The sequence below is a fragment of the Streptococcus sp. 2020WUSS089 genome, from assembly GCF_044427405.1.
In the GTDB taxonomy this organism is placed as follows: domain Bacteria; phylum Bacillota; class Bacilli; order Lactobacillales; family Streptococcaceae; genus Streptococcus; species Streptococcus hashimotonensis.
This window is the reverse complement of sequence record NZ_JAOTGD010000006.1, coordinates 20,176-44,470: the sequence shown is the minus strand read 5'-3', so window position 1 is coordinate 44,470 and position 24,295 is coordinate 20,176. Positions and strand designations below refer to the sequence as shown.

Here is a 24,295-nt window from a genome sequence, read left to right as displayed (position 1 = left end):
TTTCTTAATTGATGCGTTTATTTTATCTCTAATTAGTGATATAGTCAATTGATTTGCTCAAAAAATAAAACGACTAGGAAAACCTAATCGTTTCAATAGATTATTCATAGCGCAAAGCTTCAATTGGATCAAGCTTAGATGCTTTGTTAGCAGGTAGTACACCAAATACAATACCAACTACCGCTGAGAAAGCCAGACTTCCCAGAACCACTGGAATTGAAACTTCAGCAGTTATTCTTTCTCCCATCGCCTTGCTCACATTGAGCAAGAAGACTATTGTTTGGGCGATTGCGAGACCGATTGCTCCACCAAGAGTGGTCAAGACCATGGCTTCTATCAAGAATTGCATCAAGATATTGCCTCGGGTTGCTCCAAGCGCTTTTCGAAGACCAATTTCACGAGTCCGCTCAGTTACTGATACCAGCATGATATTCATGACACCGATACCACCAACTAGCAAGGAGATACCTGCAACAGCACCGATAAACAAGGTAACACCAGACATTTGAGATTTAAACTCCTCCAACATAGCTGACATATCATAAATCTCATATCTCGCTTCTTTCAATCCAGTCGCTTTAGTCAAGTAATCTGCAGCGGCCTGACCAACTTCTGTTGCCCGAGTAACATCTTCAACATGGACATAGATTTGAGAATTCTCTTTCATGCCTGTTTCAGCAGCCAGCTGCGTATTAGTCATGACGGCATTTCCACCTGAATTCATTCCATAAATAGCTGTCCCTGCTTTTGGATCTTTGTAAACCCCTATTACGAGATAAGCATTGCTATTGACACTAATCGTCTGATTGAGAGAGTCCTCTATAGAACCAAACAACTTCTCAGCTAGTGCCGTATCTAGCATAATCATACGTGAAAAACGACTATAATCGTTAGCTGTAAATTGACGACCAGCTAAAATTTCATATTCTTTCACAGCAAAGTAATTCTGACTGACACCAGTAATGGTGACATTCTCTGCTTTTTTATTGCCTGAGCTGACTTCAGCCATGTTACTGATACTGGAATAATAGCTCGATACACCATCAATCTCTAGCAATCCTTTTAAAGTAGAATCCGTCAAATCTGGCTCTTCTTCTAAGATTGGTTCTTCCGTCGATACTGTTCCAAATGGACCGAAGGCTGTGCTTGAGCTGGAGAAGGCAGTAAAGTAAACTTGAACATTATTTTGATCGCCAGCTAGAGACTTTTCTATGCTCTTGGACATCCCTGTACCCATGGCGACAATAATGACAACTGCAGCCACACCGATGATGATACCTAACATCGTAAGAAGAGACCTCATTTTATGAGCCATAATAGATTTGAGGGCGAATTTCCAATTTTCCATCTAAACTCCCTCCCTTCGACTATCTTCGGTAATCACTCCATCACGTAGGACGATTTTTCGTTTTGCGTAAGCAGCAATCTCAGGCTCATGTGTAACCATGATAATGGTCTTTCCTTCATTATTCAACTCCGTCAGAAGCTGCATAATCTGCTCGCCTGTCTTAGTATCTAGGGCACCTGTAGGTTCATCCGCTAAAATAATAGCCGGAGTATTGACTAGTGCACGCGCAATAGCCACCCGTTGTTTTTGACCACCAGACAATTCCGATGGTAAATGCATCATCCGCTCTGCCAACTCAACTTTTTCAAGATATTGTTGAGCTAGTTCCTTACGTTTGCTTGATGGAACTCCAGCATAAATCAAGGGTAATTCTACATTTTGAAGGGCGTTGAGTTTCGATAAGAGGAAAAATTGTTGGAAAACGAAACCGATTTGGTCATTCCGAACCTGAGCTAATTTTTTCTCAGAAAGTTGACTGACTTCCTCACCTTCTAACCAATAGTTTCCTGAACTGGAACGATCTAAAAGCCCGATGATGTTCATAAGGGTTGATTTACCTGAACCAGAAGGTCCCATAATGGCAAGAAATTCTCCCTCTTCGACCTCTAAATCAATATCCTTTAGAACTCGGAGCTCTTGATCACCATTTTTGTAGGATTTATTGATATTCGTTAATCTAATAAGCTGGTTCTTCATTGGCTTCAACCTCTTTGCCATCTTCGAGATCCGGAGTCGGAATGGTAATAACCTTATCACCTACTGCTATGCCAGCAGTCACTTCCTGGTTCAAAGCATCTGCGTTTCCGAGAGTGACTTCCACTTTCTTAGCTTTTCCATCAACCAGGGTCCACACATAGTTTTTATCTTCTTCTGGCACAACTGCGGACACCGGAATTAAAATGTTTTTACTTGTATTGACAACCTCAATATTTACAGAAAATCCTTGCTTCAACTCACCTAATTCACTGGTTAGAGCTGCCTTAAATGGATATTTAGCACCTGAACCACCAGTTCCTGTTGTAGCTGCGGCACCAGCTTGATCACTAGATGGGTAGTTTGAAATATAGGTAATTTTCCCTGTCCAAGTCTTATCAGGATACACCTTGCTAGTCAGCTTAACCTCTTGATCCACTGCAATATTAGCCAAATCGTATTCTGTCAAACTACCTGTTACTTGCAAACTACCTTGGTTTACAATATGTACAACTGTCTGGCTAGATGTAGAGTTCTTAGAAACAGCCTTATTCACTTCAACAACTGTACCAGCAACGGTACTAGTTACTGTCGCTTCAGTTAAGGCTGTATAGGCTTTATCGACTGCAGCTTGAGCATCTGCGTACGAATCATTCAAGTCTGCCAACTGCATATCTACTGAACGTTGTGCAGTAGCAGTTGCTGCAGCATCTGTTTCTGCATCACCAGTTGTTTGAACAGTTTGACCATTGGTTCTTAAGTCTTCAATTTGGCGACCAATCTTATCACGACCACGAACAGCAGTATCCAAAGCAGACTGCAACTCTGTAGCATCATAGCGAATCAAAGGGGTGCCTACTTCGACCTGAGTACCTGGAGCAACTAGAACCTCACTCAAATCTCCCTTAGAAGGATCATAGTAAACATACTGCTCATCTGCTGCTGTAATCGTTCCTGTAAGTAGCGTTGAGGAAGCAATCGAGCCCTCTTTAGCAACAGTATATGTCATACTCATGGCTACTTCTTCTGAAGACGGTGACGACGTTAGCATATTGCTAAAAATCAAGGCCCCACCTACTAGGGCAACTGCGATTACTCCAAGGCCGCCAAACAAAGCAATTTTCGCTTTCTTTGTCTTTAACATAACAAACTCCTTTTCTTTATAAAACATACTTATTTTGTGTTGTCTATATAATACACAAATACAGGAACAAATGCAAGTTTTTTCCTAACTATTTTATAAAAAGTTCGGCAATTTTCCCACTTACATTTTTGTAAGGTAACGTAGCGGATTTTTGATTGACACACAAAAAAACGTTACAATGAATATAGTTACTGATTTTATTGGAGGAAATTTATGAAAGTGTTTGATATTATCGCTATCGGAGGCGGAAGCGGAGGCATTGCTACCATGAACCGAGCCGCTATGTACGGTGCCAAGGCAGCAGTTATTGAGGGAAGCTATCTAGGAGGGACCTGTGTTAACCTTGGCTGTGTACCAAAAAAAATTATGTGGTACGGTTCTCAGGTAGCAGAAGCCATCCAGCATTATGGACCTGAATATGGATTTACTAGCCAAGAAGTGACCTTTGATTTTGCCACCTTGCGTAAAAATCGCGAAGCCTATATTGAGCGTTCACGCGCATCCTACGGTAATACTTTTAACAATAACGGAGTAGAAGTTATCCAGGGTTTCGCACGTTTTGTGGACAATCAAACGGTTGAAGTCAATGGTGAGCTGATTCGTGCAAAACACATTGTCATCACAACTGGCGCCAAACCGGCAGTCCCTGCTATTCCTGGTAGTGAGCTAGGGATTGTATCTGACGATGTCTTTGCATGGGAAGAATTACCTTCTTCTGTGGCTGTGATTGGTGCTGGTTATATCGCTGTGGAAATGGCCGGTCTCCTACATGGACTCGGTGTCCAAACTGACCTATTTGTTCGTGGAAATCGCCCTCTTCGTAGCTTTGATACTTACATTGTTGATGCCTTGATGGAAGAAATGCAACGTACCAACCTTCCACTCCATACCGGGAAAACTCCTGTCAGTCTTGAAAAAACTGATGATGGACAAATCCAGATTAACTTTGCTGACGGTAGTAGCCATATTGCTCAGAAGGTCCTTTGGGCAATTGGACGTAAACCAAATATTGACAAACTCAACCTGGAAGCAACTAGTGTTCAACTTACTTCTTCAGGACATATTTCTGTCAATGAATACCAAGAAACAGCTGTACCAGGCATCTATGCCCTCGGTGATGTAACTGGTGAAAAAGAATTAACACCCGTTGCAATCAAGGCAGGTCGCCTTTTGGCAGAACGTTTATTTAACAATAAACCAACCGCAAAAATGGATTACACAACCATCCCAACTGTCGTCTTTTCTCACCCCGCTATCGGAACAGTTGGTCTAACTGAGGACGAAGCGATTGCCCAATACGGCCAGGACAATGTAAAAGTCTATACTTCAGCCTTTACTTCTATGTACACTGCCCTAGAAAACAACCGCCAAATGGCCAAGTTTAAATTAGTAACCGTAGGAGAAAATGAAAAAGTCGTTGGTCTGCACGGCATTGGCTATGGTGTCGATGAAATGATTCAAGGATTCTCAGTTGCTATCAAAATGGGAGCTACAAAAGAAGAATTTGATGCCGTTGTCGCCATCCATCCGACAGGTTCTGAAGAATTTGTTACTATGCGTTAACTCAATTGAAAAAGTCCAGACATGAAGGTCAGCACTGTCTGGACTTTTTCTTATGGTAATATAGCAATTGCTCGCACTGGTGAACCCGAAGCCTTCTCCCAATGAGGAAAAGCGATTGAAATCAATGCGCCTGTTGGTGGTACCTGATCCAAGTTTGCCAATACTTCCAACTGATAAATATCTTTTGATAGGAGATAGTATTCTTCTGGTAGACTTCCTCCGTGTTTGGCTGCAGATACTCCTGAGTCGGTATCCAATGTTTCATGACCAACTGCTTTCACCTGACGTTCTTCAATCAAATATTCTAGAGCTTCATGACTCCATCCTGGTGTACGTTGAACTCCATCTTCGTCTAGATTACGAATGGCATCTTGACTAGGCCAGCGCTTTGACCAATCCGAACGAAAAGCAACAAAAGATTCTGGCGCAATCGGGCCATATTCAGCCTCAAAGTCTAAAATATCCTGCTTAGTTATCTCATAGTCATTATTTTCTATAACAGCAGCAGATTTATCAATAACGTAGAGTGGCAGGAGTAAATCTTTCAAATCAATCTCATCAAGATAACGAGCTCCTTCTACAAAATGAATCGGAGGATCAATATGGGTTCCATACTGCCCCACAACCGTAAATTGTTCGACAAAGAAGCCATCCTTATGAGTAAATAGGGCTTTCTTTTCGAGAGCTGGTAGCGCAGGGAAATGCGGGCTCTTTTCATTGATTTGGTGAGTCAAGTCTACCCAAGTTTTAGATTTAAGAGTACGGTAAATATCAAGTAATTCTGTCATAGAAATCCTCACTTTCTTTTTTTATTATTCTAGCATAGGTATAGGTTGTTTTACATATAATTTGTTGTTTTTTACTATATAAGTTTCTTATTAGCTGTTATAAAAATCACCTATAGAGTTGTTACAGCCGATGAAAGAGCATTGACTTTCTTATCCAATCTCACTATAATTTTTGTTAACCATAAAATTTTAAAAGGATAACAAATGAAAACAACTTCTATCAAATCACTTGTTTATATCGCTATTGGAACAGCCTTAATTTCCACCCTTTCACAAATCAGTCTGTCTATTGGACCTGTACCATTTACATTACAAACCCTGGCTATCGGCTTAGTAGCTTGTCTATACAAACCCAAGGAGGCAATTACAAGTGTCAGCTTATATCTAGTTCTTGGCGCTATCGGTTTACCTGTTTTTGCTGGTTTTTCTGGTGGTTTTGCTGCACTCACAGGACCGACATCTGGCTTTCTATGGGGGTTTCTACTCTACACTATCATCACTTCTGCCCTCACTAAATCAGACTCCTCACCAGTTACAATTTTTCTAGCCTGCCTACTTGGAACAAGTATCTGTTTCCTTCTCGGCTGTTTTGTATTTAAGCTAGTTTCAGGTGCCAGTTGGACTGACACTATCGGATGGACTGTTCTACCTTTCATTCTTCCTGATTTAGCTAAAATTACACTAGTCATGATTTGTCATCGCTTATTGCAACCTGTTATCAAAAAAGAAGCCTATTTTGCTTAGGCTTCTTTCATTTATTTATTAGCAAACGCATCGAGTAAAACTTGAAATTCCTCATTGCTAAGAGTGATCCCTTTCCCCATCTTGGTATGGTCAGGACTCCAGGTACGGATGTCATACTTGGCTGGTGCGCCATTAAAAGATACTCGATTAAGCTCCTTGGTCCATCCTTTATCATTTTCAGATAAGACCAATAATTTTTCTTCAATTTCAAATGTAAATTCTGCCATTTGTTACCTCCTCGCTTATCTATTCGAAAAAGCTTGTCATTTTTATAAAAATTAGATAATATAATTATATCAAGTTTGAAAGGATTATGCCATGAAGAGGTTTTTAGAAGTTATTTTCGAGCAGATCACCGTCTTTTTAGAACATGGCAAAGCTCCTAAGTCTATTGAGCCAGATAGCAAGGAAGAAATCAAGAATAACTTGGAGCTGGCTTTATATAAAAAAGCTGCAGTCCATGTCATCTATGGTGATCGTAGTTTCACAGGTGACATTGTGAAATATGATACCAATCGCCAACGGATTATCATGAAAAATTTCAAACGTCAGGTTACCAGCATTATAAAAATCGAGGACATCAAAAAAGTTACCTTGGTTCCAGATAGCATCAAGACTTCTCAACAACAAACAAAAGGCTGAAATTTCAGCCTTTTGTTTGTTTATGCACGAATAGTTAGGGATTGCCCATCTTCTTGGTAGAGGTTGATGAGGCCTGATTTGCAGGCACGGATCATGTCGCCAGGATAGATTTCACGGTCCAGCTTAATAGTTAAGAGTTCCATCGGCTTGTTGGCACGGTCAATCTTTTCTCCATTTGAATCATGCAAGTCCTGAATAGTCGTTTCAAAATGACGGAAACCTGGTCCGTAAAACTCTACTTGGTCGCCTTCGTTGATAACATTACGCTGACGAATGGTTGCAGTCATGGTTTCCTTGTCAAAGGCCACTACTTCGGCGATGAATTTGTATTCTGGAATTTTACGGCGGGCACCGAAGAGCTGTTCGTTTTCGCTCGGTGGGCTGTAGTAGAAACCTGTTGCCAATTCGCGTTGGGCAACCTTCCACATCTCATCAATCAGGTCTTGTTTGATCGCTTCAAACTTTTCTGGGCTTTCAAGATAAGCATCTACCGCAGCCTTGTAGCAGTTTGTTACGGTTGATACGTAGTGGACGGATTTCATACGGCCTTCAATTTTCAGGCTATCGACCCCATTTTCAATCATGTCTGGAATATGGTCGATCATACACATATCCACCGCAGACATGGAGAACTCCTCTGGTATTTCCCCCTTAATCGAACGGCGTTCTTCGCCAAAAGGTAGGTCGTAGAGGTTGTACTTCCAACGACAAGACTGAGAGCAGCCGCCGCGGTTGGCATCGCGTTTGCTCATGTGGTTGGAGAGGACGCAGCGGCCTGAGTAGGAGATACACATGGCTCCGTGAACAAAGGCTTCAATCTCCACGTCTGTGCGTTTGCGGATTTCAGCCACCTCTTCCATGGTCACTTCACGGGCTAAAACGACACGGGTCAAGCCCAATTCCTTCCAAAACTCAAAGGTTTCGTAGTTGGTAGATGATGCCTGGGTTGACAGGTGGATTTCAAGACCTGGTGCTTCGGTTGCACAGATAACGATAAGGGCTGGGTCGGAAACGATAACCGCATCCAAGCCCATGTCTCGTAGTTCACGGAACCAGGCTCCCGCTCCTTCTTCATTGCCTTCGTGGGTGACCATGTTGGCAGCTACATAGACCTTGGCACCACGGGCATGGGCATATTCGATCCCTTCCCGCATCTCATCCATGGTAAAGTTCCCTGCACGGCTACGCAGACCGTAGGCCTGGCCACCGACAAAGACAGCATCAGCACCATAATCAATGGCTACCTTCAATTTCTCCAAAGTCCCAGCAGGTGACAAGACCTCGGGACGCTTTAATGTTTTTGACATAATAAACTTCTTTCTATTTGCAGGATAGAATAACGATGTTGTTTCATTCGGAAACTTAGGGCAGAGCTAACTCTGCCAGGTTAAAGTAAATAAATTGTGCTATAAATATTGTTATTTAACCTTATTACGATCAAATTCGTAGAAGCCTGTATCCAAGCCACGTTCAGCTGGATGGAGCTTGCGCACTTGTTCATCCAAAAGGAAGGCCTGATCATAAGTGAATTCGCCTTTTTCAATCAAATCTCTTGCTTGAACAAAAAGCTTAACAATTTCAACAAAGTTCTGACCAGGGCAATAGATACCATCAAGTTTCCAATTATGATAACCATGTTCACCTAATTCTGACAGCTTGGTCATCATATCAATGTCATTGTTGATAAAGATATGGGTACCATGCTTGTCCTCAAAGATAGAATAGTGGCTATCTGGGTCACTCGGCTCAGCTAAGAAAAGTCCGCGTCCACGTGACAAATCTGTCTCATCAGCCTTTGTAAAATTGTAGTAATTCTGTAACAAGGTTCGTTTAGAATGGTGAATAACAGAGGCGCCGTAGACCAATATTTCCGCTGGCATTTCCAAGTTCTTAGCAATATCAAAGAGTTCTTCTGATGGAATCTCTCTTGCCAAAACAGCCTCTACTGCTCCATGATCTTTCCAAAAGTTAATCTGACGGCTGGAAGTCACAAAGACAGATGTATCATAGATTAGCTTGAAATTGTAGCCATCACGTTTATTGATATAGAAAATTCCAGTGTCTCCGACAACCAGATAATCAACCTTGATTTCCCTCATTAGCTCCATAAACGGTTTGATATTGTCCATCATATCTTGGTGCATGAGGGCATTAGCAGCGACCGTCAATTCCTTCCCAGCGCTATGAACTAGCTCTGCTATTTCCCTGAGTTCATCATAGGTAAAATTTGTTGGGATGCGAAGGGCATGGTCCTCTTCCCCAACATAAATACGGTCAACTCCTGCTGCAAGCAGTTCTTTGACCTGCTCAATACTTTCAGCTGTTGCTGTAATGATAATTTTTTCCATAAAGACAATTATATCAAAAAGAGAAATATCTGATAAGTGACTACTTGTATTTTAATGTTCAGACTTTTCTAATCTTTCTCTTGTAACATTATTGTAATATAAATGACATAAAAATTCAGCAATGTTATGGTATTCTTTAAGGAGCAGAAAAGGAGACGATATGGCATTAAGACACTATCAGTCCCATGAGTACCAGTACGAAGAGTATATCCCGAAAGAGAAAAAGGCTAATTTTCAAACCTATCAGGCAAAAAATACCAATAAAGAACGTCTAAAGGAATTGTTGTTTTTTGTTAATATCGCATTTTTTAGTTTGATAACAGTCATCGCTAGTTATGTCTATCTATCCGTAGGCATTCCTGTTTTTATTGCCATCATATTGGCAAGTGCGACGGGTTTTCTTGGACTACGTTTGGTTCAAATTGGGCTAAAGAAGAAATTTAAACCCAAACAAGTTATAGGAAAAAATGAATAATGAATTATAAAGGCAGAGAAGTTATCCTCTGCCTTTTTTGAATGAACTACTGCCGTCTGCAAACAATTGATTCTCTGCACCTCTTAATATAGTCTGGTAGTTTTCTATTTTATAATCTAAACGATCTAGAGCTTGCTGAATTTCCGACAAACGGGACCGCAGTTCTTCCTGTTCCTCTTTTAGTAAATCAATCCGGGCTTCCACAGTACTATCTCCAGCCTGCACCAAGCCCATATACTCAATCAAGCGCTCAATAGACATACCCGCACTCCTAAAACAGCGAATAAATTCCAAAATGGCTACATCATTTTCCGAAAAGTCTCTTACTCCAGAAGATTTTCTTGCAATTTTGGGAACAAGCCCAATCCGCTCATAGTAACGAATGGTATCTGCCGATAGACCTGTTACTTGACTAACTTCTTTGATATTCATTCCAGGCTCCTTTCTTTATAGTCTTTTAGTTTACTTTTAGTACTAGGCAACGAGCCACAGGCATAACTGGAGTTAGGCAAGGTGAGTTAACGACGTAATAAAAGATAAACTAAATGACGATATTTCGCTTATTATACACCTTGAAGTCCACTCCAAGTCAAGCTATTTTTAAAAAATCTGGGAAATCCCAGATTCTTGCTTACAAATATTCTCCCTTGACAACGAAGAAGGTGCCACGAATTTCCCCTGCTAGTTTGGAGCGTTGGCGGGCAAACTTGAATTTACCTTCAAATTCTTTGGGAATCTCAATGCCGTCTGATAATTTGAAACCGACCGCTCGTTTTCCTCCTTCTTCTAGCGTATAGAGGACATTGACAGCCAGGCCATTGTCATAAAAAACAAAAGACCAGAGAATGCCATCTACCTCAAGCTGAGCGACATTGAGCGGAGTGTAGGGGAGTTTGATAGTCAGGGGAGTGACTATCAAAGCAAAAGGAGTCTGCCAAGACCTTCTCGATGAAGGGTAGGATTTCAGGCTTCTCCTCTGGGGTATAGACCACAAACTCCTGCTTGTATTTGTTCCAGAAATAGCGGGCTTCATTAGCACGCAGACCGGCCAAGACTTCTGCGACTGGACTAGTTTCCAAGCCTGTCGTTTCGACTTCTTTGAAATTTACTGTATAAGACATGATTTTCCTTTTATAGTCTTTTAGTTTGCTTTTAGTACTAGGCAACGAACCGCAGGCATAACTGGAGTTAGGCAAGGTGAGTTAACGACGTAATAAAAGATAAACTAAATGACGATAATGAAAAAAAGCACCCGAAGGTGCTAGGTAATGCCTCCCTACCGACTTCACGTTGGAGTAGGTAGAAAAATTCATTAGGCGTTGAAAGCGTCAGTCAATTGTGGCACCACTTGTTTCTTACGTGAAACGGCACCTGCAAGGAAAGCGTGGTTGTTTTCCAACTTGAAGTTGAAGGCTGCTTCTACCTTGTCCATGTTGCTACCGAGCGCAAGGATTTCAGAGTTTGAGTTAACGATGTCTGTAATCATGAGGACAAAGTCAGAGTAGCCATTTGCTGCTGATGCTGCTGTCATAGCTGCTTCGATTTCTGCTTGGCGTTCCAAGACCTCTGCAATATCCACAGTGTTGACTTGGGCTACACGCACGTCATTTCCATTCAAACCAAAGGTTTTTGCATCGATGTCAATCAATTCTTCTGCTGACTTGCTGGCAAGGTTGGTTCCTGCTTTCAAGAGTGCCAAGCCGTATTCTTCCAAGTTCACACCAGCAATTTCAACCAATTCAGCTGCTACTTGTGGATCTGTTGCATGAGTAGTTGGCGATTTGAGTAAGAGTGTATCTGAAATCAAACCAGACAAGAGGAGACCAGCCACTTCTTTTGGAGGTGTTACTCCATTTTCTTTGAAGGCACGATAAACGATTGAAGATGCTGAACCTACTGGCTCCAAACGCATGTATAATGGATTTGCAGTTTCAAAGTTTGCGACACGGTGGTGGTCAATAACAGCTGCCACTTCTACATCCTTGATGTCTGCGATCGATTGTTGGAATTCATTGTGGTCTGTCAAGATGACTTGGCTAACGCCTTCTGCCTTAGCAGACTCAACCACGCGCGGTGCAGTAACACCAAAATAGTCAAGCGCAAAAGCTGTTTCTTCATTTGGTGTTCCAAGTGCAACTGCTTCCGCATCACGACCAAACACTTCACGCTCCAAGTGAGCCCAACCGTATGATGATGCAATGGCATCTGTATCAGGATTTTGGTGACCAAAAACTAAAAATTTAGACATGTCTACAACCTCATTTTTCTAATAATCTCCTACATTTTACCATAAATAGAAAGACTTGTGAACATGGACGGGTCGGGATTTGCCAAACGTTTTCAAAAAGAGTAAGATAGAAGGTAGCAATACAAAAGGAGAAACATATGAAATTTTCAGACTATACCTATGTTCGTCCAGATTATGAAGCTATCAAGGCTCAATTTTCTGACCTGACAGACCAGTTGGCTCAGGCAAGTGACTTGGAAACAACTCGTACACTTGTGGCAGCCGTTACCAAATTACTCAACCTGGTCGATACCCAGTACAACCTCTGGATGATCCGTCATACTATCGACATGAACGATGAGTTCTACAATGAAGAAACCAAGTTTTGGAATGAATACTCGCCACTTTTTGAAGAATTGACCACCAACTACTACCGTGTCATTGTCCAGACGCCGTACAAGGAAGAACTGTCAGACATCTTGCCTCAAACCTTCTTCATGCAGGCAGAAAACAAGCTCAAGACCTTCTCATCTGATGTGATTCCCTTGTTCCAAAAGGAAAATGAATTGACCGATGAGTACAGTAAACTGATTGCTGGTGCAGAGATTGATTTCCAAGGTCAGACTTACAACCTGGCACAAATGGGGCCATTCGGTCAATCAACTGACCGCGAGGTCCGCAAGGCTGCATCTGCTGCCACAACTGCCTTCTTTGAAAGCAAGGAAGCTGATTTTGACCGTGTTTATGATGAATTAGTAAAAGTCCGCACAGAAATCGCCCACAAACTTGGCTTCAAGGACTATGTGGAATACGGCTACCTCAAGATGAACCGTTTCGACTACAATCGTGACATGGTCAAGGTCTACCGTGAAGAAATCCTCAAGCACATCGTACCGATTGTGCAAGATTTGCGTCAACGCCAAGCCAAACGCTTGCAAGTTCCAAGCCTCAAGCACTACGACCTCAACCTTGAGTACTTGGATGGAAATGCTATTCCTCAAGGTGACCCTGACTTTATCGTCAGCCAAGCCCAAGACATGTACCGCGAATTATCCGCTGAAACGGGCGAGTTCTTTGATTTCATGATTGAGCATGAACTCTTGGATTTGGTCGCAAAACCAGGAAAAAACAGCGGTGGCTACTGTACCTATATCCCTGACTTCAAGAGCCCATTTATCTTCTCTAACTTCAACGGAACCAGCGGTGATATTGATGTTTTGACCCACGAAGCAGGTCACGCCTTCCAAGTCTATCGTTCCCGTTGGATTCAAAGTCCGGAAGTTGTCTGGCCAACCTATGAAACCTGTGAAATCCACTCCATGTCTATGGAATTTATGACTTGGCCGTGGATGGACCGTTTCTTCAAGGAACAAGTAGATAAGTATAAATTCACCCACTTGGCAAGCGCCCTACTCTTCTTGCCTTACGGTGTCTTGGTGGACCACTTCCAGCACGAAGTCTATGAACATCCAGAAATGACACCAGCAGAACGCAAGGCAACTTGGAAAAAACTCCAAGATCTCTACTTGCCAGACCGTGACTATTCCGAGTCAGAAGCCCTCAACCGCGGTATCTTCTGGTACCGTCAAGGTCATATCTTTGCTAGCCCATTCTACTACATTGACTACACCTTGGCCCAAGTTTGTGCCCTTCAATTCTGGAAACGTACGCAGGTAGATCACGATGAAAAGGCTTGGGAAGACTACATCCGCATCTGTGATTTGGGTGGTACCAAGTCCTTCTTGCAAGTGGTTGAAGCCGCAAACCTCCAATCACCGTTCAAAGAAGGTGCCCTCGAAAGCACCGCCAAAGCTGCGGCCGAATGGTTAAATGCAGTTAAGGATGACGAACTATAAAACACAAAAATCTGAATGAACAACTCATTCAGATTTTTTTGATTTGACAAAGTTGATGTATTTTTCCCCAAAGGTTTCGATTTGCTCCAGAACCAATTTAAATTCTTGACCAATCTCGCTTAATTCATACTCCACTTTTGGTGGAACTTGGGCGTAAACCTTACGCATAATCAAGCCGTCTTCTTCTAATTGACGCAACTGCTTAGTCAAGGTTGCTTGGGAAATCCCTTCTAACCGCCGATGCAATTCATTAAATCGAATCGGTCCGTCCTCAATATGATGCAATAGCAAAATATTCCATTTCCCTGACAAGACTGTCTGCGTTGCCAAGTAAGGACAGGCATAAACATTTTTTGTATGATAATCAGGCATCAAACTCCTCCTTTTTTCCTTGAATCGCCACATTACTTTAGAAAAAGATAGTGACTATTCAAAAAAATCTTTACAAAGAAGGAAGAAAAACAAATGAAGAACATCTTATTTATCGTCGGTTCATTGCGTGAAGGTTCATTTAACCACCAAATGGCTAAACAAGCAGAAAGCATTTTAGAAGGTCAAGCTACTGTAAGCTACCTTGATTACAAAGATGTCCCATTGATGAACCAAGACCTTGAGACACCTGTCTTGCCAACAGTCCAAGCTGCACGCGATGCCATTATGGCAGCAGATGCCATCTGGATTTTCTCACCCGTTTACAACTTTGCTATCCCAGGTACTGTGAAAAACTTGATTGACTGGCTCAGCCGTGCCCTTGACTTGTCAGATACTCGTGGTCCATCTGCCCTTCAAGACAAAGTCGTTACAGTATCATCTGTTGCCAACGCTGGTCATGACCAAATGTTTGCTAGCTACCAAGCTCTATTACCATTTGTTCGTATGCAAGTCGTAGGTGAATTTACAGGTACAACTGTCAACCCAGAAGCATGGGGAACTGGAGAATTGGTCTTGTCAGAGGAAGCCATTGCCGGTTTGCAGACCCAAGCTCAAGCATTGTTGGAAGCTTAATGCCTATGTACAATTCCCAATTTGAACTGGGCCATGTTGCCCTCAACGTCCGCGATTTAGAACTCCAAAGCCTGTTTTACCAACAAGTCTTGGGGCTCCAAGTCCTCTCCCAACACCCTAACCAGATTGACCTTGGTGTTGGAAAAACCACCCTTGTCCGCCTGATTCAAACAGAGCAGAACGGCGAAGTCAGCCACAGCTACGGACTCTACCACTTGGCCATTGTCCTACCAAGCCGTGAAGACCTTGGTAGCATTTTCCGCCACTTTATCAACAATAAGATTCCCCTCCAAGGTGCCAGCGACCACGGTTACAGCGAAGCCATTTACCTAGCCGACACCGAAGGTAACGGCATCGAGATTTATCGCGACCTGCCTCAAGACGCTTGGGATGTCCGCCCAGACGGCCACATCGTCGGCATTACTGAGCCTATGGATGCAGAGGCTATCTATGCTTTAGGAAAAAAAGCTGACGCTGCCTATCAGATGCCAGCTGGCAGTCGCATGGGCCATATCCATCTATCTGTCCGAGAAAGCGCAGCTTCTAGCCGATTTTACCAAGAGGTCCTAGCTATCGAGGATAAATTCTCCGTCCCATCTGCATCCTGGTTAGCTTCTGGCGACTACCATCACCACCTAGCTGTCAATGAATGGGGAGGAAAAAATCTGAAAACCAGACAAGAAGGCATGCCAGGTCTTGCCTACTATACAGTCATCTATTCCAATCCAGAAGTATTTGAAGCAACCTTGAATCGTGCCATTGCTGCAAACCTAAACCTTCAAAGACTAGACAATAGCGCAGCCTTTGTTGATGTGGATGGCATAAAAACTAAGCTTGTTTTAGAATAATACGAAAAAGGAAGTATCTAGCACTTCCTTTTCTTTGTTTATTTGATTAAGCCAAGATCATATTTCATTCCCAAAATCCGTTTGACGGATTGGTCAATTCGCTCCTCTGTAATAGTTCCAGCCTTTACTTGTTCGATAATATAAGGAATTTGACTGGCATAACTTGAAGACAAAATCATATCTGTCCCAGCTTGAATGGTCTGCAAGGCACCTGTATCTTGATCTACAAATTGGACCAAGCCCTGCATATCAAAATCATCCGTCATAATGACCCCCTCAAAACCAAGCTCATTCCGAAGGATTTTATTGATTTCAGGTGAAATTGATGATGGGACATTATCAATGGCAGGTACGATATTGTGGCTAACCATGATAGAGTCTGCACCTGCTTCAATCCCAGCTTTAAAGGGGAGAAAATCATTGGCACGCAAATCTTCTAAACTTCGGTTGTCATAGACCAAATCCGTATGCGAATCAGCATTGTCCCCATAACCTGGGAAATGCTTCAGGGTCGAAGCAAATTGTTCCTCTTTCAACAATGTAACCAATTGACCAATATAGTCTGCAGTGGTTTTCGCATCCTGTCCAATAGTCCTATCATAGATAAAAGATGATGGATCGGTGGATAAATCCGCAACTGGGAAGAAGCCTGTATAGATTCCCTCTTCCTTTAAAAGACTGGTCTTCTGCTTGGCATCCGACAAAATCGCCTCAATGCCGCCAGCTTGGTACAATGCCAAAGGTGATGGAAAAGGTGTTTCCAGAAGTTGACTAATCCGCGTTACCATCCCACCTTCCTCATCTGAAGCCATTAATAGCGGTACTTTTGAAAGTGATTGATAAGAAGCAATCTCTTCTTTAACCTGCTCCAGTGTCTTACCTTCAAAATCACTTGCAAATAAGATATAGCCTCCAAAATGATAGGTTTCCAATGCCTCAGTTTGTCCTGCAGATGGCATCCGAGCAAAAATCATCTGTCCGACCTTTTCTTCTAAGGTCATCTGATCTAGATAATTTGCAATCACTTTGTCCCTAGCAGATATTTCTTGGCTAGATGATGTCGTTGCAATTTTGGTTTGCTCCTTTTGTGTTCGATTTCCCAAAAAGAACAAACCTAACATAAGCCCAATAAACAAGAGACAAGTGATACTTGTCCCTAACACATTAAATCTTTTCCGCATCAATCTCCGACCTCTTCACTCTTATCCCTTAATTCTATTCAAGTACTCCTGATAGGTTTCTGTCTCCATCAATGCCTTTGCATTTTCCACTCGAGCCTTCGTTGGGGGCTTAGTCCCCTCTAGTGGATAGGGTCTGCCCAACTCACGCCACTTAAATTCACCAAGATTGTGATAAGGTAACACCTCAAAACGTTCGACATTTTTTAATGTTTTAACAAACTTACCAAGTTCAATCAAATCCTCATCTCGGTCAGTCAAATTTGGTACCAGGACATGACGGATCCAAACAGGCTTACCAATGTCTGATAGATATTGAGCACATTCTAAAATAGTCTTGTTACTATGACCTGTCACAATGCGATGTTGCTCAGGATTCATTTCCTTAATATCAAGGAGCACCAAGTCTGTTACTTCCATAAGCTGACTATATTTTTCCAAGTAGCGCTCTGTCTTACGGAAAGTCAACGCACAGGTATCCAAAGTAGTGTGAATCCCTTTTTCTTTTGCAAGGGTAAACAGAGCAATTAAAAAATCAATCTGGATGGTTGCTTCACCACCTGAAACTGTAATCCCCCCTTCTTTTCCCCAAAACATACGAAAACGCAGGGCTTCATTCAAGACATCTTCTGCCGTTCTCTCAGTCGCTGCTGGATTGACCAGATCCCAAGTATCTGGGTTATGGCAATACTGGCAACGCATGTGACAGCCCTGCATAAAGACTACAAAACGTACCCCTGGACCATCAACCGAACCAAAACTCTCTGTTGAATGAACCAAACCTGTCACTTTACGATAATCAATTTCTGTCATCATCTCATCCTCATCATTTTATAAGACTAGTATATCACAAAAATGAAAACGCTTCTATCATTTACTTTCTTTCTTTCATAACTATCACCTTCCTTAAGAAGAAAGCTAAAAGACTAGGTTGCCCTAGTCCTTATCGGTTTCTTCTTTCTCCAGTGGTGTAATCAAGAGTTTTAATTTTGTTACACGACCATTTTTTACCTTATCGTTAATAAGAACTAGATGGTGATCTTTACTATCTACTTCAAAGGAAACCTTCTCGTCTTGACTCGGAATGGTACCGACCCCTGTCAGATAATAACCAGCAATCGTATCAACGTTATCACTTTCCAACTCCATCTCAAAATGCTCATTGAAGTCATTTAAGGTCATATTTCCTTGGACGATATAGGTGTTGTCAGCAATTTCTCGGACAAAAATTTCTGTCTTATCGGTCTCATCATCGATTTCCCCGACAATTTCTTCCAGCAAATCTTCCAAGGTAACGAGACCCGCAACTCCACCATACTCATCTAACAAGATGGCCATTTGATTTTGGGTATTTCTCAATGATGTCAACAAATCATCCACGAAAATCGTTTCTGGAACGAAGAGAGGCTCCTGCATAATGCGGCGGATGTTGAGATTGTCAAAGCCATTACTGAAAGCTTCTGACAAGATTTTCTTGGTATGAATCAAACCAATGATATTGTCCTTATCGCCATCATAAACAGGGATACGTGAAAAATTCTGCTTGAGGATGGCTGCCATGATGGTTGCTGTATCATCCTCAATATCCACCATGAAAGCATCCGTACGGGGAACCATTACTTCACGTGCCATCAGCTCATCTAAAGAGAACACACCTTGAAGCATTTCAATTTCTTCGGCATCTAAGGTTTTCTCACTCTTTGTCAAAATATATTCAATTTCATCCCGTGTCATCTGCTCATCCGCATCATCAAAATTCATAGGAGTAATACGGCTGATAAGATTCGTTGCAGCTGATAATAACCACACGAACGGACTCACAATTTTTCCAAGGAAAATAATCACAGGTGCAGTGACTACTGCCAGATTTTCCTTCATATTCATGGCAATCCGCTTAGGGTACAATTCACCAAGAACGATTGAAACGAAAGTCAACATAGCCAGTGCAAGCCAGTATCCTGCGGTTTGCGCTGTTGTTGAATTCCCCATCCATTTGGCAAATACAGCTCCCAAATCATTAGCCAAGCTGGCACCTGAAAGGATAGAGATGAAGGTAATACCGACCTGAATGGTTGATAGAAAATTGTTAGGATTCTCTAAAACTTGAAGCAAGCGAATATATTTCTTCTCACCGTCTGCGGCCTTTTGTTCTACTCTTGAACGATTTAGAGAAACAAGCGCCATTTCAGAGGCTGAAAAGAAGGCATTGAACAGGGTCAATAAGAATAAAATTAACAGTTGTAAATAGATGGTCTGACTACCAGGGTCTTCCATGATGTTCTCCTATAATAAAATTTATAACATTTCCATTATACCACAAATTCTAAAAATTAACATATTTCTTGTTATAAATAGTCCCTCATGTCTGTTTATGTTACAATAATCAAAAGGAATAGGAGAACAACTATGATTATTTCGATGAAGAATGTCCACTATAAACGACAAGGTAAAACTATTTTAGAAGACATCAACTGGGAATTTAGAAAAGGCGAGCGTTGGGCTATTTTAGGGCTAAATGGGGCTGGAAAGTCAACCCTCCTTCGTATTCTAATGGCTGAGTTTTGGAAGACCTCTGGTGACTTGACGGTTCTTGGAGTGGAGTTTGGCAAGGGAGATATTCCTAGCCTTCGCACTAAGATTGGGGTCGTTGGTTCTTTCCTTGCAGAACGCTTTCCTATTGATTTGACAGCTGAGCAGATTGTTCTGACTGGAAAGTACAAATCCTCCATCCTCTACCGTGAATACGGTCAAGCTGAATTGGATGAAGCCATAGACATGCTCAAAACCATTAAGGCTGAGCACTTGATTGGTCGAGCCTATGCTAGTTTGTCACAAGGTGAACGCCAACTCCTGCTCATCGCCCGAAGTTTGATGGAAGAGCCGGCTATTTTGATTTTGGACGAGGCTACTGTGGGCTTAGACCTTTTGGCTCGCGAACGCCTGCTCCACCACATCGACCATATCTGCCAACTCCCAACGGCTCCTGCCATTATCTACGTCACCCATCATGCCGAGGAAATCACTGATAATTTCACCCATGTCCTCCTGCTCAAAGATGGCATGGTATTGGCACAGGGACCCAAAGAAGACATCCTGACACCTGAGCTCCTCAGCGATTTTTATGGTAATCAGGTAGAATTGATTGACTTGGGTGAGGGAAGATTGTTCATTAAGCCGATATTATAAAAAACAAATCCAGCCCTAGTTTGAGCTGGATTTTAATCGTTCCACCATCACCAAAAACGGTGGGGTATTGACTTGGTTGAGCGGTTTGTAAAGCATGGCTGTAAAGACGGTTTGGTCTAGCTGGCTGATAAAGTCTAAAACTGCATCCTTCTCAAGAGCTCCACCCTCGTGACCATAGTAAATCATGATAGCCAAGCGACCTCCAACCACCAATCTATTCAGGACTTTCTCAATGGCTTGAAGGGTGGTTGCAGGCAGGGTAATGACTGACTTGTCCGCCGAAGGTAGATAACCCAGATTGAAAATCGCTGCCTTGCATTCATCCACATACTGGTCTAGGTTTTCGTGTCCTGTCAAAACCAATTGGGCATTGGTCAAGCCAGCTTTTTCTAGTTTTTCAGCCGTTGTGGTCAGGGCTTGTTCCTGAATATCAAAGGCCACAACTTTTCCTGCTCTCTGGGCTAAAAATAGCGTGTCATGGCCATTTCCCATAGTCGCATCGACCGCTAGGTCCTGATCTGTTAATATCTCATCTAAAAAGGCATGAGCCATGTGTAAAGGTCTAAGCATTTTCTCTCCTTATGCTAATAATCTTATATAATAATCGGTCAAGGTGGCTTCGTCCACCTTTTTACGTTGCTGCAACCACCAGCTGACCGTCTCCACAAAAGTCGTCACGACAAAATGCACCAGCAAATCCTCTGGAAGATTTCTCTTATCCTGCATGTAATCTTCAGCCACTTTTGGAAAAATGTCGTGTTTCAACTCCGCTTCCAGTTCTCTTAGAAAATAGGCATTGCGGGACAACAAAAGGCTGGCAACACGATCTTGATTGGTCCGAAAGTGTTTGAAAATATGAGCCAACAAAGTCTTCACATCCGCATCTTCACGACCTGTAAATAAGTGGTGAAAGAGGTCATGACAAAGTTCTTCCAAAAGAGCCTCTTTACTGGCATAGTGGGCATAGAAAGTGGAACGCCCCACATCTGCCAGGTCAATAACATCCTGCACGCGCATGTCATCATAACCTTTATCATTTAATAAGGTCAAAAAAGCCTGAAAAATAGCTCTTTTTGTTTTTGCAATTCGTCTATCCATTTTTCGTACATTTCAAACAATTTGTTCAGAAAAAGACAAACCGTTTCTCTTGTTTCTAGTTTTTCGGCCCATTACAGTATATAATAAACCTATAAACAGTATAACACAGAAAGGGAATCTCATGTCATCTTCTAAAAATACATTTATCGCTTTTCTCCTCAATCTCAGCTTTTCTATCATCGAGTTTATCTTTGGCTGGCTCTTTGGTTCCAGCGCTATCTTAGCAGATGCTGTTCATGATTTGGGTGACGCCCTCGCCATCGGAAGCTCTGCCATCATGCAAACCTATGCCAATAAACCTGCTGACAAGAACTATCCTTTTGGCTACAAGAGATGGAATATTTTGGCCGCTCTATTGACTTCTAGTATTCTGATTATCGGCTCCAGCTTGATCCTTGTAGAAAACATTCCCAATCTTTTCCATCCCAACCCTGTCAATCAAGATGGGATGTTGGTCCTCGGCATTATCGCTATCATCATCAATTTCTTTGCTTCCCGTATTGTAAAAAATGGCCATAGCCATAATGAATCCATTCTCAGTTTGCACTTTTTAGAGGATATTTTGGGATGGCTGGCGGTCATCCTTGTTTCCATCATTCTTCAATTCACTGATTGGTACTTTCTAGACCCATTACTCTCACTGGGTATTGCTATCTTCATCCTCGCCAAAGCCCTGCCAAAAGCCTGGAACAATGTCAAGATTCTACTTGAAACCAGTCCGCAAGGAGTAAATCTTGAAGAAGTGAAAGGAGTCCTCCTGACTCTTGAAAATGTTCACGAAATCACTCAGCTAAATGTCTGGACCATGGATGGATATGAACATTGCGCGACGGTGACGGTGACACTAACAAATCCTGCTGTAGCAGACAAGACCAAAGCAAAAATACGAAATTCTCTTATCACCTTTGGTATTGTCCAGAGTACCATCGAAATTTTGTAAAAAAAAATAAAAAAATATCACATTTTCCTCACCCATTTGCGAATAAATAGGTATGAAGACAATTATCCTATTTTTCCTTGGAGCTTCTATCGGCTCCTTCTTGGGATTGGTCATCGACCGTTTCCCTGAACAGTCCATTATCGCACCCTCTAGTCACTGCAATGCCTGCAAGCGACGGCTCAAAGCCTGGGACCTAGTTCCAATCCTTTCCCAGCTTTCAACAAAATCCAAATGCCGTTACTGCAAGGCGAAGATCCCTTATTGGTATCTGGGACTAGAATTTTTAGCTGGTCTATTGGTCCTGCTCTGCCATTTTCAAGTCCTAAACCTAACCGAAACCATTCTTATCTTGGCAGGGCTTGTTTTGACCATTTATGACATCAAGCATCAGGAATATCCTTTTGCTGTCTGGCTCGTTTTTACTTTTATAGCTCTGCTACTCTCCCAGCTCAACTGGCTCTTCTGCGGCCTTTTGGTCCTGGCCTATCTGACTGAAAAATGGCAACTCAATATTGGTTCTGGCGATTTTCTCTATCTGGCAAGTCTCTCTCTTTTATTTGGTTTTACCGAAATTCTCTGGATTATCCAAATTAGTTCCATCTTGGGTCTGGCTATCTTTTTCATCTTCAAACCAAAATCCCTTCCTTATGTACCTTTTCTATTTTTGGCCAGTCTCATTATCAATATCACTCTCTAAATCGAGCCTAGCTCGATTTTTTTGGTATAATAGGAAGAATAAAGGAGAAAGCTATGACAGTTTTTACAGATGACAGTTTAACCCTGCATACCGACCTTTACCAGATCAATATGATGCAGGTCTATTTTAATCAAAACATCCACAACAAACATGCCGTGTTTGAAGTCTATTTCCGTTCTCAGCCCTTTAAAAATGGCTATGCCGTCTTTGCTGGTTTGGAGCGTGTAGTGGACTACCTCAACAATCTCAGTTTCAGCCAGACAGATATTGACTATTTGACTGAATTGGGCTATCCTCAGGATTTCCTAGATTATTTGGCAAATCTAGAAATGAACCTGACAGTGCGTTCTGCCAAGGAAGGCGACCTAGTCTATGCCAACGAGCCCATTATGCAGATTGAAGGCCCACTTGCCCAGTGCCAGTTGATTGAAACAGCCATACTCAATATCGTCAACTACCAAACCCTGATTGCTACCAAGGCCCGTCGTATCAAGGCAGTCATTGAAGACGAACCTCTAATGGAATTCGGTACCCGTCGTGCCCAAGAAATGGATGCTGCCATTTGGGGCACCCGCGCAGCCTTTATCGGCGGCGCTTCTGCCACTTCCAATGTTCGAGCAGGAAAAATCTTCGGCATTCCTGTTGCTGGTACCCATGCTCATGCCCTAGTCCAAACCTACGGCGATGATTACAAGGCTTTCAAGGCCTACGCTGAAACCCATCATGATTGTGTCTTCCTAGTGGATACCTATGACACCCTACGAATCGGTGTCCCTGCAGCCATCAAGGTTGCCAAGGAAATGGGAGATAAGATTAACTTCAAAGGGGTTCGGATTGACTCTGGCGACATGGCCTATATTTCCAAGAAAGTTCGTCAGCAATTAGATGATGCAGGTTTTACAGATGCGAAGATTTACGCATCTAATGACCTGGATGAAAATACCATCCTCAACCTCAAAATGCAAAAGGCAAAAATTGATGTCTGGGGAGTTGGTACCAAACTCATCACCGCCTACGACCAACCTGCCTTGGGCGCTGTCTACAAGATTGTATCCATCGAAGATGAAGATGGAAATATGCGTGACACAATCAAGCTGTCTTCTAATGCGGAAAAAGTCTCCACTCCTGGTAAGAAACAGGTTTGGCGCATCACCTCCAAAGAAAAAGGAAAATCAGAAGGGGACTACATCACCTTTGCGGACACTGACGTCACACAAATGGATAATATCTATATGTTCCATCCAACTTACACCTACATCAATAAAACCATCGAGAACTTTGATGCACGTCCACTCCTAGTTCCTATTTTCGAAAAAGGAAAACAGGTCTACGAACTTCCAAGCCTAGCGGAAATTCAAACCTATGCCAATCAAGAATTTGATAAGCTCTGGGATGAATACAAACGTGTGCTCAACCCACAGCTCTATCCAGTCGACTTGGCACAAGATGTTTGGGATAATAAGATGAACCTCATCAATCGTATTCGCAAACAAACTCAGACCAAATCCATCTAAG

Annotated in this window: 26 protein-coding genes and 1 pseudogene; 11 read left to right on the top strand and 16 right to left on the bottom strand. The window is 42.3% G+C overall.

Translation table 11 applies throughout. From position 1 onward, the window contains the following. Window positions 1-100: 100 nt before the first annotated feature. From ODU46_RS06390 to ODU46_RS06380, 3 genes are read right to left on the bottom strand one after another with little or no spacing between them, the layout of a single operon-like run. A complete protein-coding gene (locus ODU46_RS06390; RefSeq protein WP_044681089.1) occupies window positions 101-1,348 on the bottom strand; it encodes an ABC transporter permease in 1,248 nt (415 codons plus the stop codon). Further along, window positions 1,349-2,044 (bottom strand): ABC transporter ATP-binding protein, encoded by a 696-nt coding sequence (locus ODU46_RS06385; protein ID WP_044681091.1) that lies wholly within the window; start codon window positions 2,042-2,044, stop codon window positions 1,349-1,351. It abuts the gene before it with no gap. Beyond that, on the bottom strand, window positions 2,025-3,185 hold the full coding sequence (locus ODU46_RS06380; RefSeq protein WP_205026969.1) for an efflux RND transporter periplasmic adaptor subunit: 1,161 nt from the start codon (window positions 3,183-3,185) through the stop codon (window positions 2,025-2,027). The genes ODU46_RS06385 and ODU46_RS06380 overlap by 20 nt, the downstream gene beginning before the upstream one ends. Before the next feature lie 213 nt (window positions 3,186-3,398). Between ODU46_RS06380 and gorA the strand changes: the two genes are divergently transcribed. Continuing rightward, window positions 3,399-4,748 carry a glutathione-disulfide reductase gene (gene gorA / locus ODU46_RS06375; protein ID WP_105212511.1) on the top strand — a complete coding sequence of 450 codons (1,350 nt, stop codon included), beginning with the start codon at window positions 3,399-3,401 and terminating at the stop codon, window positions 4,746-4,748. A gap of 50 nt (window positions 4,749-4,798) precedes the next feature. Here gorA and ODU46_RS06370 read toward each other — a convergent pair whose 3' ends face one another. Beyond that, window positions 4,799-5,536, bottom strand: a complete 738-nt coding sequence (locus tag ODU46_RS06370) for a cyclase family protein (RefSeq protein ID WP_013730222.1) — start codon at window positions 5,534-5,536, stop codon at window positions 4,799-4,801. Window positions 5,537-5,740: 204 nt separating this feature from the next. Between ODU46_RS06370 and ODU46_RS06365 the strand changes: the two genes are divergently transcribed. Then, window positions 5,741-6,280: a biotin transporter BioY gene (locus ODU46_RS06365; RefSeq protein WP_023369594.1), complete on the top strand. Its 540-nt coding sequence runs from the start codon at window positions 5,741-5,743 to the stop codon at window positions 6,278-6,280. A gap of 11 nt (window positions 6,281-6,291) precedes the next feature. Here the strand turns inward: ODU46_RS06365 and ODU46_RS06360 are convergent, their stop codons facing one another. Further along, window positions 6,292-6,507, bottom strand: a complete 216-nt coding sequence (locus ODU46_RS06360; protein ID WP_004194749.1) for a YdbC family protein — start codon at window positions 6,505-6,507, stop codon at window positions 6,292-6,294. 91 nt (window positions 6,508-6,598) lie between these two features. On the opposite strand from ODU46_RS06360, the gene ODU46_RS06355 reads away from it, so the two are divergent. Further along, window positions 6,599-6,922, top strand: coding sequence for a hypothetical protein (locus ODU46_RS06355; protein WP_024384625.1), 324 nt, complete (start codon window positions 6,599-6,601; stop codon window positions 6,920-6,922). Window positions 6,923-6,942: 20 nt separating this feature from the next. On the opposite strand, the gene ODU46_RS06350 is transcribed toward ODU46_RS06355, so the two are convergent. Further along, complete coding sequence (locus tag ODU46_RS06350) at window positions 6,943-8,229, bottom strand: U32 family peptidase (protein WP_014637579.1); 1,287 nt, start codon at window positions 8,227-8,229, stop codon at window positions 6,943-6,945. 111 nt (window positions 8,230-8,340) lie between these two features. Then, complete coding sequence (locus tag ODU46_RS06345) at window positions 8,341-9,270, bottom strand: peptidase U32 family protein (RefSeq protein WP_222812457.1); 930 nt, start codon at window positions 9,268-9,270, stop codon at window positions 8,341-8,343. Between the two features lie 160 nt (window positions 9,271-9,430). Between ODU46_RS06345 and ODU46_RS06340 the strand changes: the two genes are divergently transcribed. Beyond that, window positions 9,431-9,745 carry a DUF3270 domain-containing protein gene (locus tag ODU46_RS06340; RefSeq protein ID WP_332420679.1) on the top strand — a complete coding sequence of 105 codons (315 nt, stop codon included), beginning with the start codon at window positions 9,431-9,433 and terminating at the stop codon, window positions 9,743-9,745. A gap of 21 nt (window positions 9,746-9,766) precedes the next feature. Here the strand turns inward: ODU46_RS06340 and nmlR are convergent, their stop codons facing one another. From nmlR to ODU46_RS06325, 3 genes and pseudogenes are all read right to left on the bottom strand, one after another. Next, window positions 9,767-10,177, bottom strand: a complete 411-nt coding sequence (gene nmlR, locus ODU46_RS06335) for a stress response transcriptional regulator NmlR (RefSeq protein ID WP_114866729.1) — start codon at window positions 10,175-10,177, stop codon at window positions 9,767-9,769. Window positions 10,178-10,376: 199 nt separating this feature from the next. Then, window positions 10,377-10,866 (bottom strand): annotated as a pseudogene (locus ODU46_RS06330) (phage tail protein). Window positions 10,867-11,057: 191 nt separating this feature from the next. After that, window positions 11,058-11,993: a manganese-dependent inorganic pyrophosphatase gene (locus ODU46_RS06325; RefSeq protein ID WP_398579393.1), complete on the bottom strand. Its 936-nt coding sequence runs from the start codon at window positions 11,991-11,993 to the stop codon at window positions 11,058-11,060. 137 nt (window positions 11,994-12,130) lie between these two features. On the opposite strand from ODU46_RS06325, the gene ODU46_RS06320 reads away from it, so the two are divergent. Beyond that, window positions 12,131-13,828, top strand: a complete 1,698-nt coding sequence (locus ODU46_RS06320; protein WP_395325936.1) for a M3 family oligoendopeptidase — start codon at window positions 12,131-12,133, stop codon at window positions 13,826-13,828. 24 nt (window positions 13,829-13,852) lie between these two features. Here the strand turns inward: ODU46_RS06320 and ODU46_RS06315 are convergent, their stop codons facing one another. Then, complete coding sequence (locus ODU46_RS06315; RefSeq protein ID WP_029171501.1) at window positions 13,853-14,200, bottom strand: helix-turn-helix domain-containing protein; 348 nt, start codon at window positions 14,198-14,200, stop codon at window positions 13,853-13,855. A gap of 93 nt (window positions 14,201-14,293) precedes the next feature. On the opposite strand from ODU46_RS06315, the gene ODU46_RS06310 reads away from it, so the two are divergent. Both ODU46_RS06310 and ODU46_RS06305 read left to right on the top strand, forming a co-directional pair. Next, window positions 14,294-14,833, top strand: a complete 540-nt coding sequence (locus tag ODU46_RS06310; protein WP_024406679.1) for an NADPH-dependent FMN reductase — start codon at window positions 14,294-14,296, stop codon at window positions 14,831-14,833. A gap of 5 nt (window positions 14,834-14,838) precedes the next feature. Next, entirely contained in the window at window positions 14,839-15,681 is an 843-nt protein-coding gene (locus tag ODU46_RS06305; RefSeq protein ID WP_398579392.1) for a VOC family protein, read from the top strand. Between the two features lie 38 nt (window positions 15,682-15,719). On the opposite strand, the gene ODU46_RS06300 is transcribed toward ODU46_RS06305, so the two are convergent. The 3 genes from ODU46_RS06300 to ODU46_RS06290 all read right to left on the bottom strand — a co-directional run bounded on the left by ODU46_RS06300 (window position 15,720) and on the right by ODU46_RS06290 (window position 19,133). Further along, entirely contained in the window at window positions 15,720-16,862 is a 1,143-nt protein-coding gene (locus ODU46_RS06300; RefSeq protein ID WP_398579391.1) for a glycoside hydrolase family 3 protein, read from the bottom strand. A gap of 21 nt (window positions 16,863-16,883) precedes the next feature. Next, window positions 16,884-17,675 (bottom strand): pyruvate formate-lyase-activating protein, encoded by a 792-nt coding sequence (gene pflA, locus ODU46_RS06295; RefSeq protein ID WP_024401711.1) that lies wholly within the window; start codon window positions 17,673-17,675, stop codon window positions 16,884-16,886. Between the two features lie 120 nt (window positions 17,676-17,795). Further along, the gene (locus tag ODU46_RS06290) at window positions 17,796-19,133 is read right to left on the bottom strand and encodes a hemolysin family protein (protein ID WP_002942867.1); all 1,338 of its coding nucleotides are present in this window, start codon (window positions 19,131-19,133) and stop codon (window positions 17,796-17,798) included. A gap of 132 nt (window positions 19,134-19,265) precedes the next feature. On the opposite strand from ODU46_RS06290, the gene ODU46_RS06285 reads away from it, so the two are divergent. Then, on the top strand, window positions 19,266-20,045 hold the full coding sequence (locus tag ODU46_RS06285; protein ID WP_105119200.1) for an ABC transporter ATP-binding protein: 780 nt from the start codon (window positions 19,266-19,268) through the stop codon (window positions 20,043-20,045). A gap of 15 nt (window positions 20,046-20,060) precedes the next feature. Here the strand turns inward: ODU46_RS06285 and ODU46_RS06280 are convergent, their stop codons facing one another. Beyond that, window positions 20,061-20,615, bottom strand: a complete 555-nt coding sequence (locus tag ODU46_RS06280) for a class I SAM-dependent methyltransferase (RefSeq protein ID WP_004194627.1) — start codon at window positions 20,613-20,615, stop codon at window positions 20,061-20,063. A 9-nt stretch (window positions 20,616-20,624) separates the two neighbouring features. After that, window positions 20,625-21,143 (bottom strand): TetR/AcrR family transcriptional regulator, encoded by a 519-nt coding sequence (locus tag ODU46_RS06275; protein WP_105242318.1) that lies wholly within the window; start codon window positions 21,141-21,143, stop codon window positions 20,625-20,627. A gap of 121 nt (window positions 21,144-21,264) precedes the next feature. On the opposite strand from ODU46_RS06275, the gene ODU46_RS06270 reads away from it, so the two are divergent. Genes ODU46_RS06270 through ODU46_RS06260 form a run of 3 tightly spaced genes read left to right on the top strand, consistent with a single transcriptional unit; the run spans window position 21,265 to window position 24,294 of the window. Next, entirely contained in the window at window positions 21,265-22,083 is an 819-nt protein-coding gene (locus ODU46_RS06270) for a cation diffusion facilitator family transporter (protein WP_105124654.1), read from the top strand. A gap of 52 nt (window positions 22,084-22,135) precedes the next feature. Then, on the top strand, window positions 22,136-22,780 hold the full coding sequence (locus tag ODU46_RS06265; protein ID WP_105124653.1) for an A24 family peptidase: 645 nt from the start codon (window positions 22,136-22,138) through the stop codon (window positions 22,778-22,780). A gap of 53 nt (window positions 22,781-22,833) precedes the next feature. Beyond that, window positions 22,834-24,294, top strand: coding sequence for a nicotinate phosphoribosyltransferase (locus ODU46_RS06260; RefSeq protein WP_105242319.1), 1,461 nt, complete (start codon window positions 22,834-22,836; stop codon window positions 24,292-24,294). Window position 24,295: the final 1 nt, after the last annotated feature.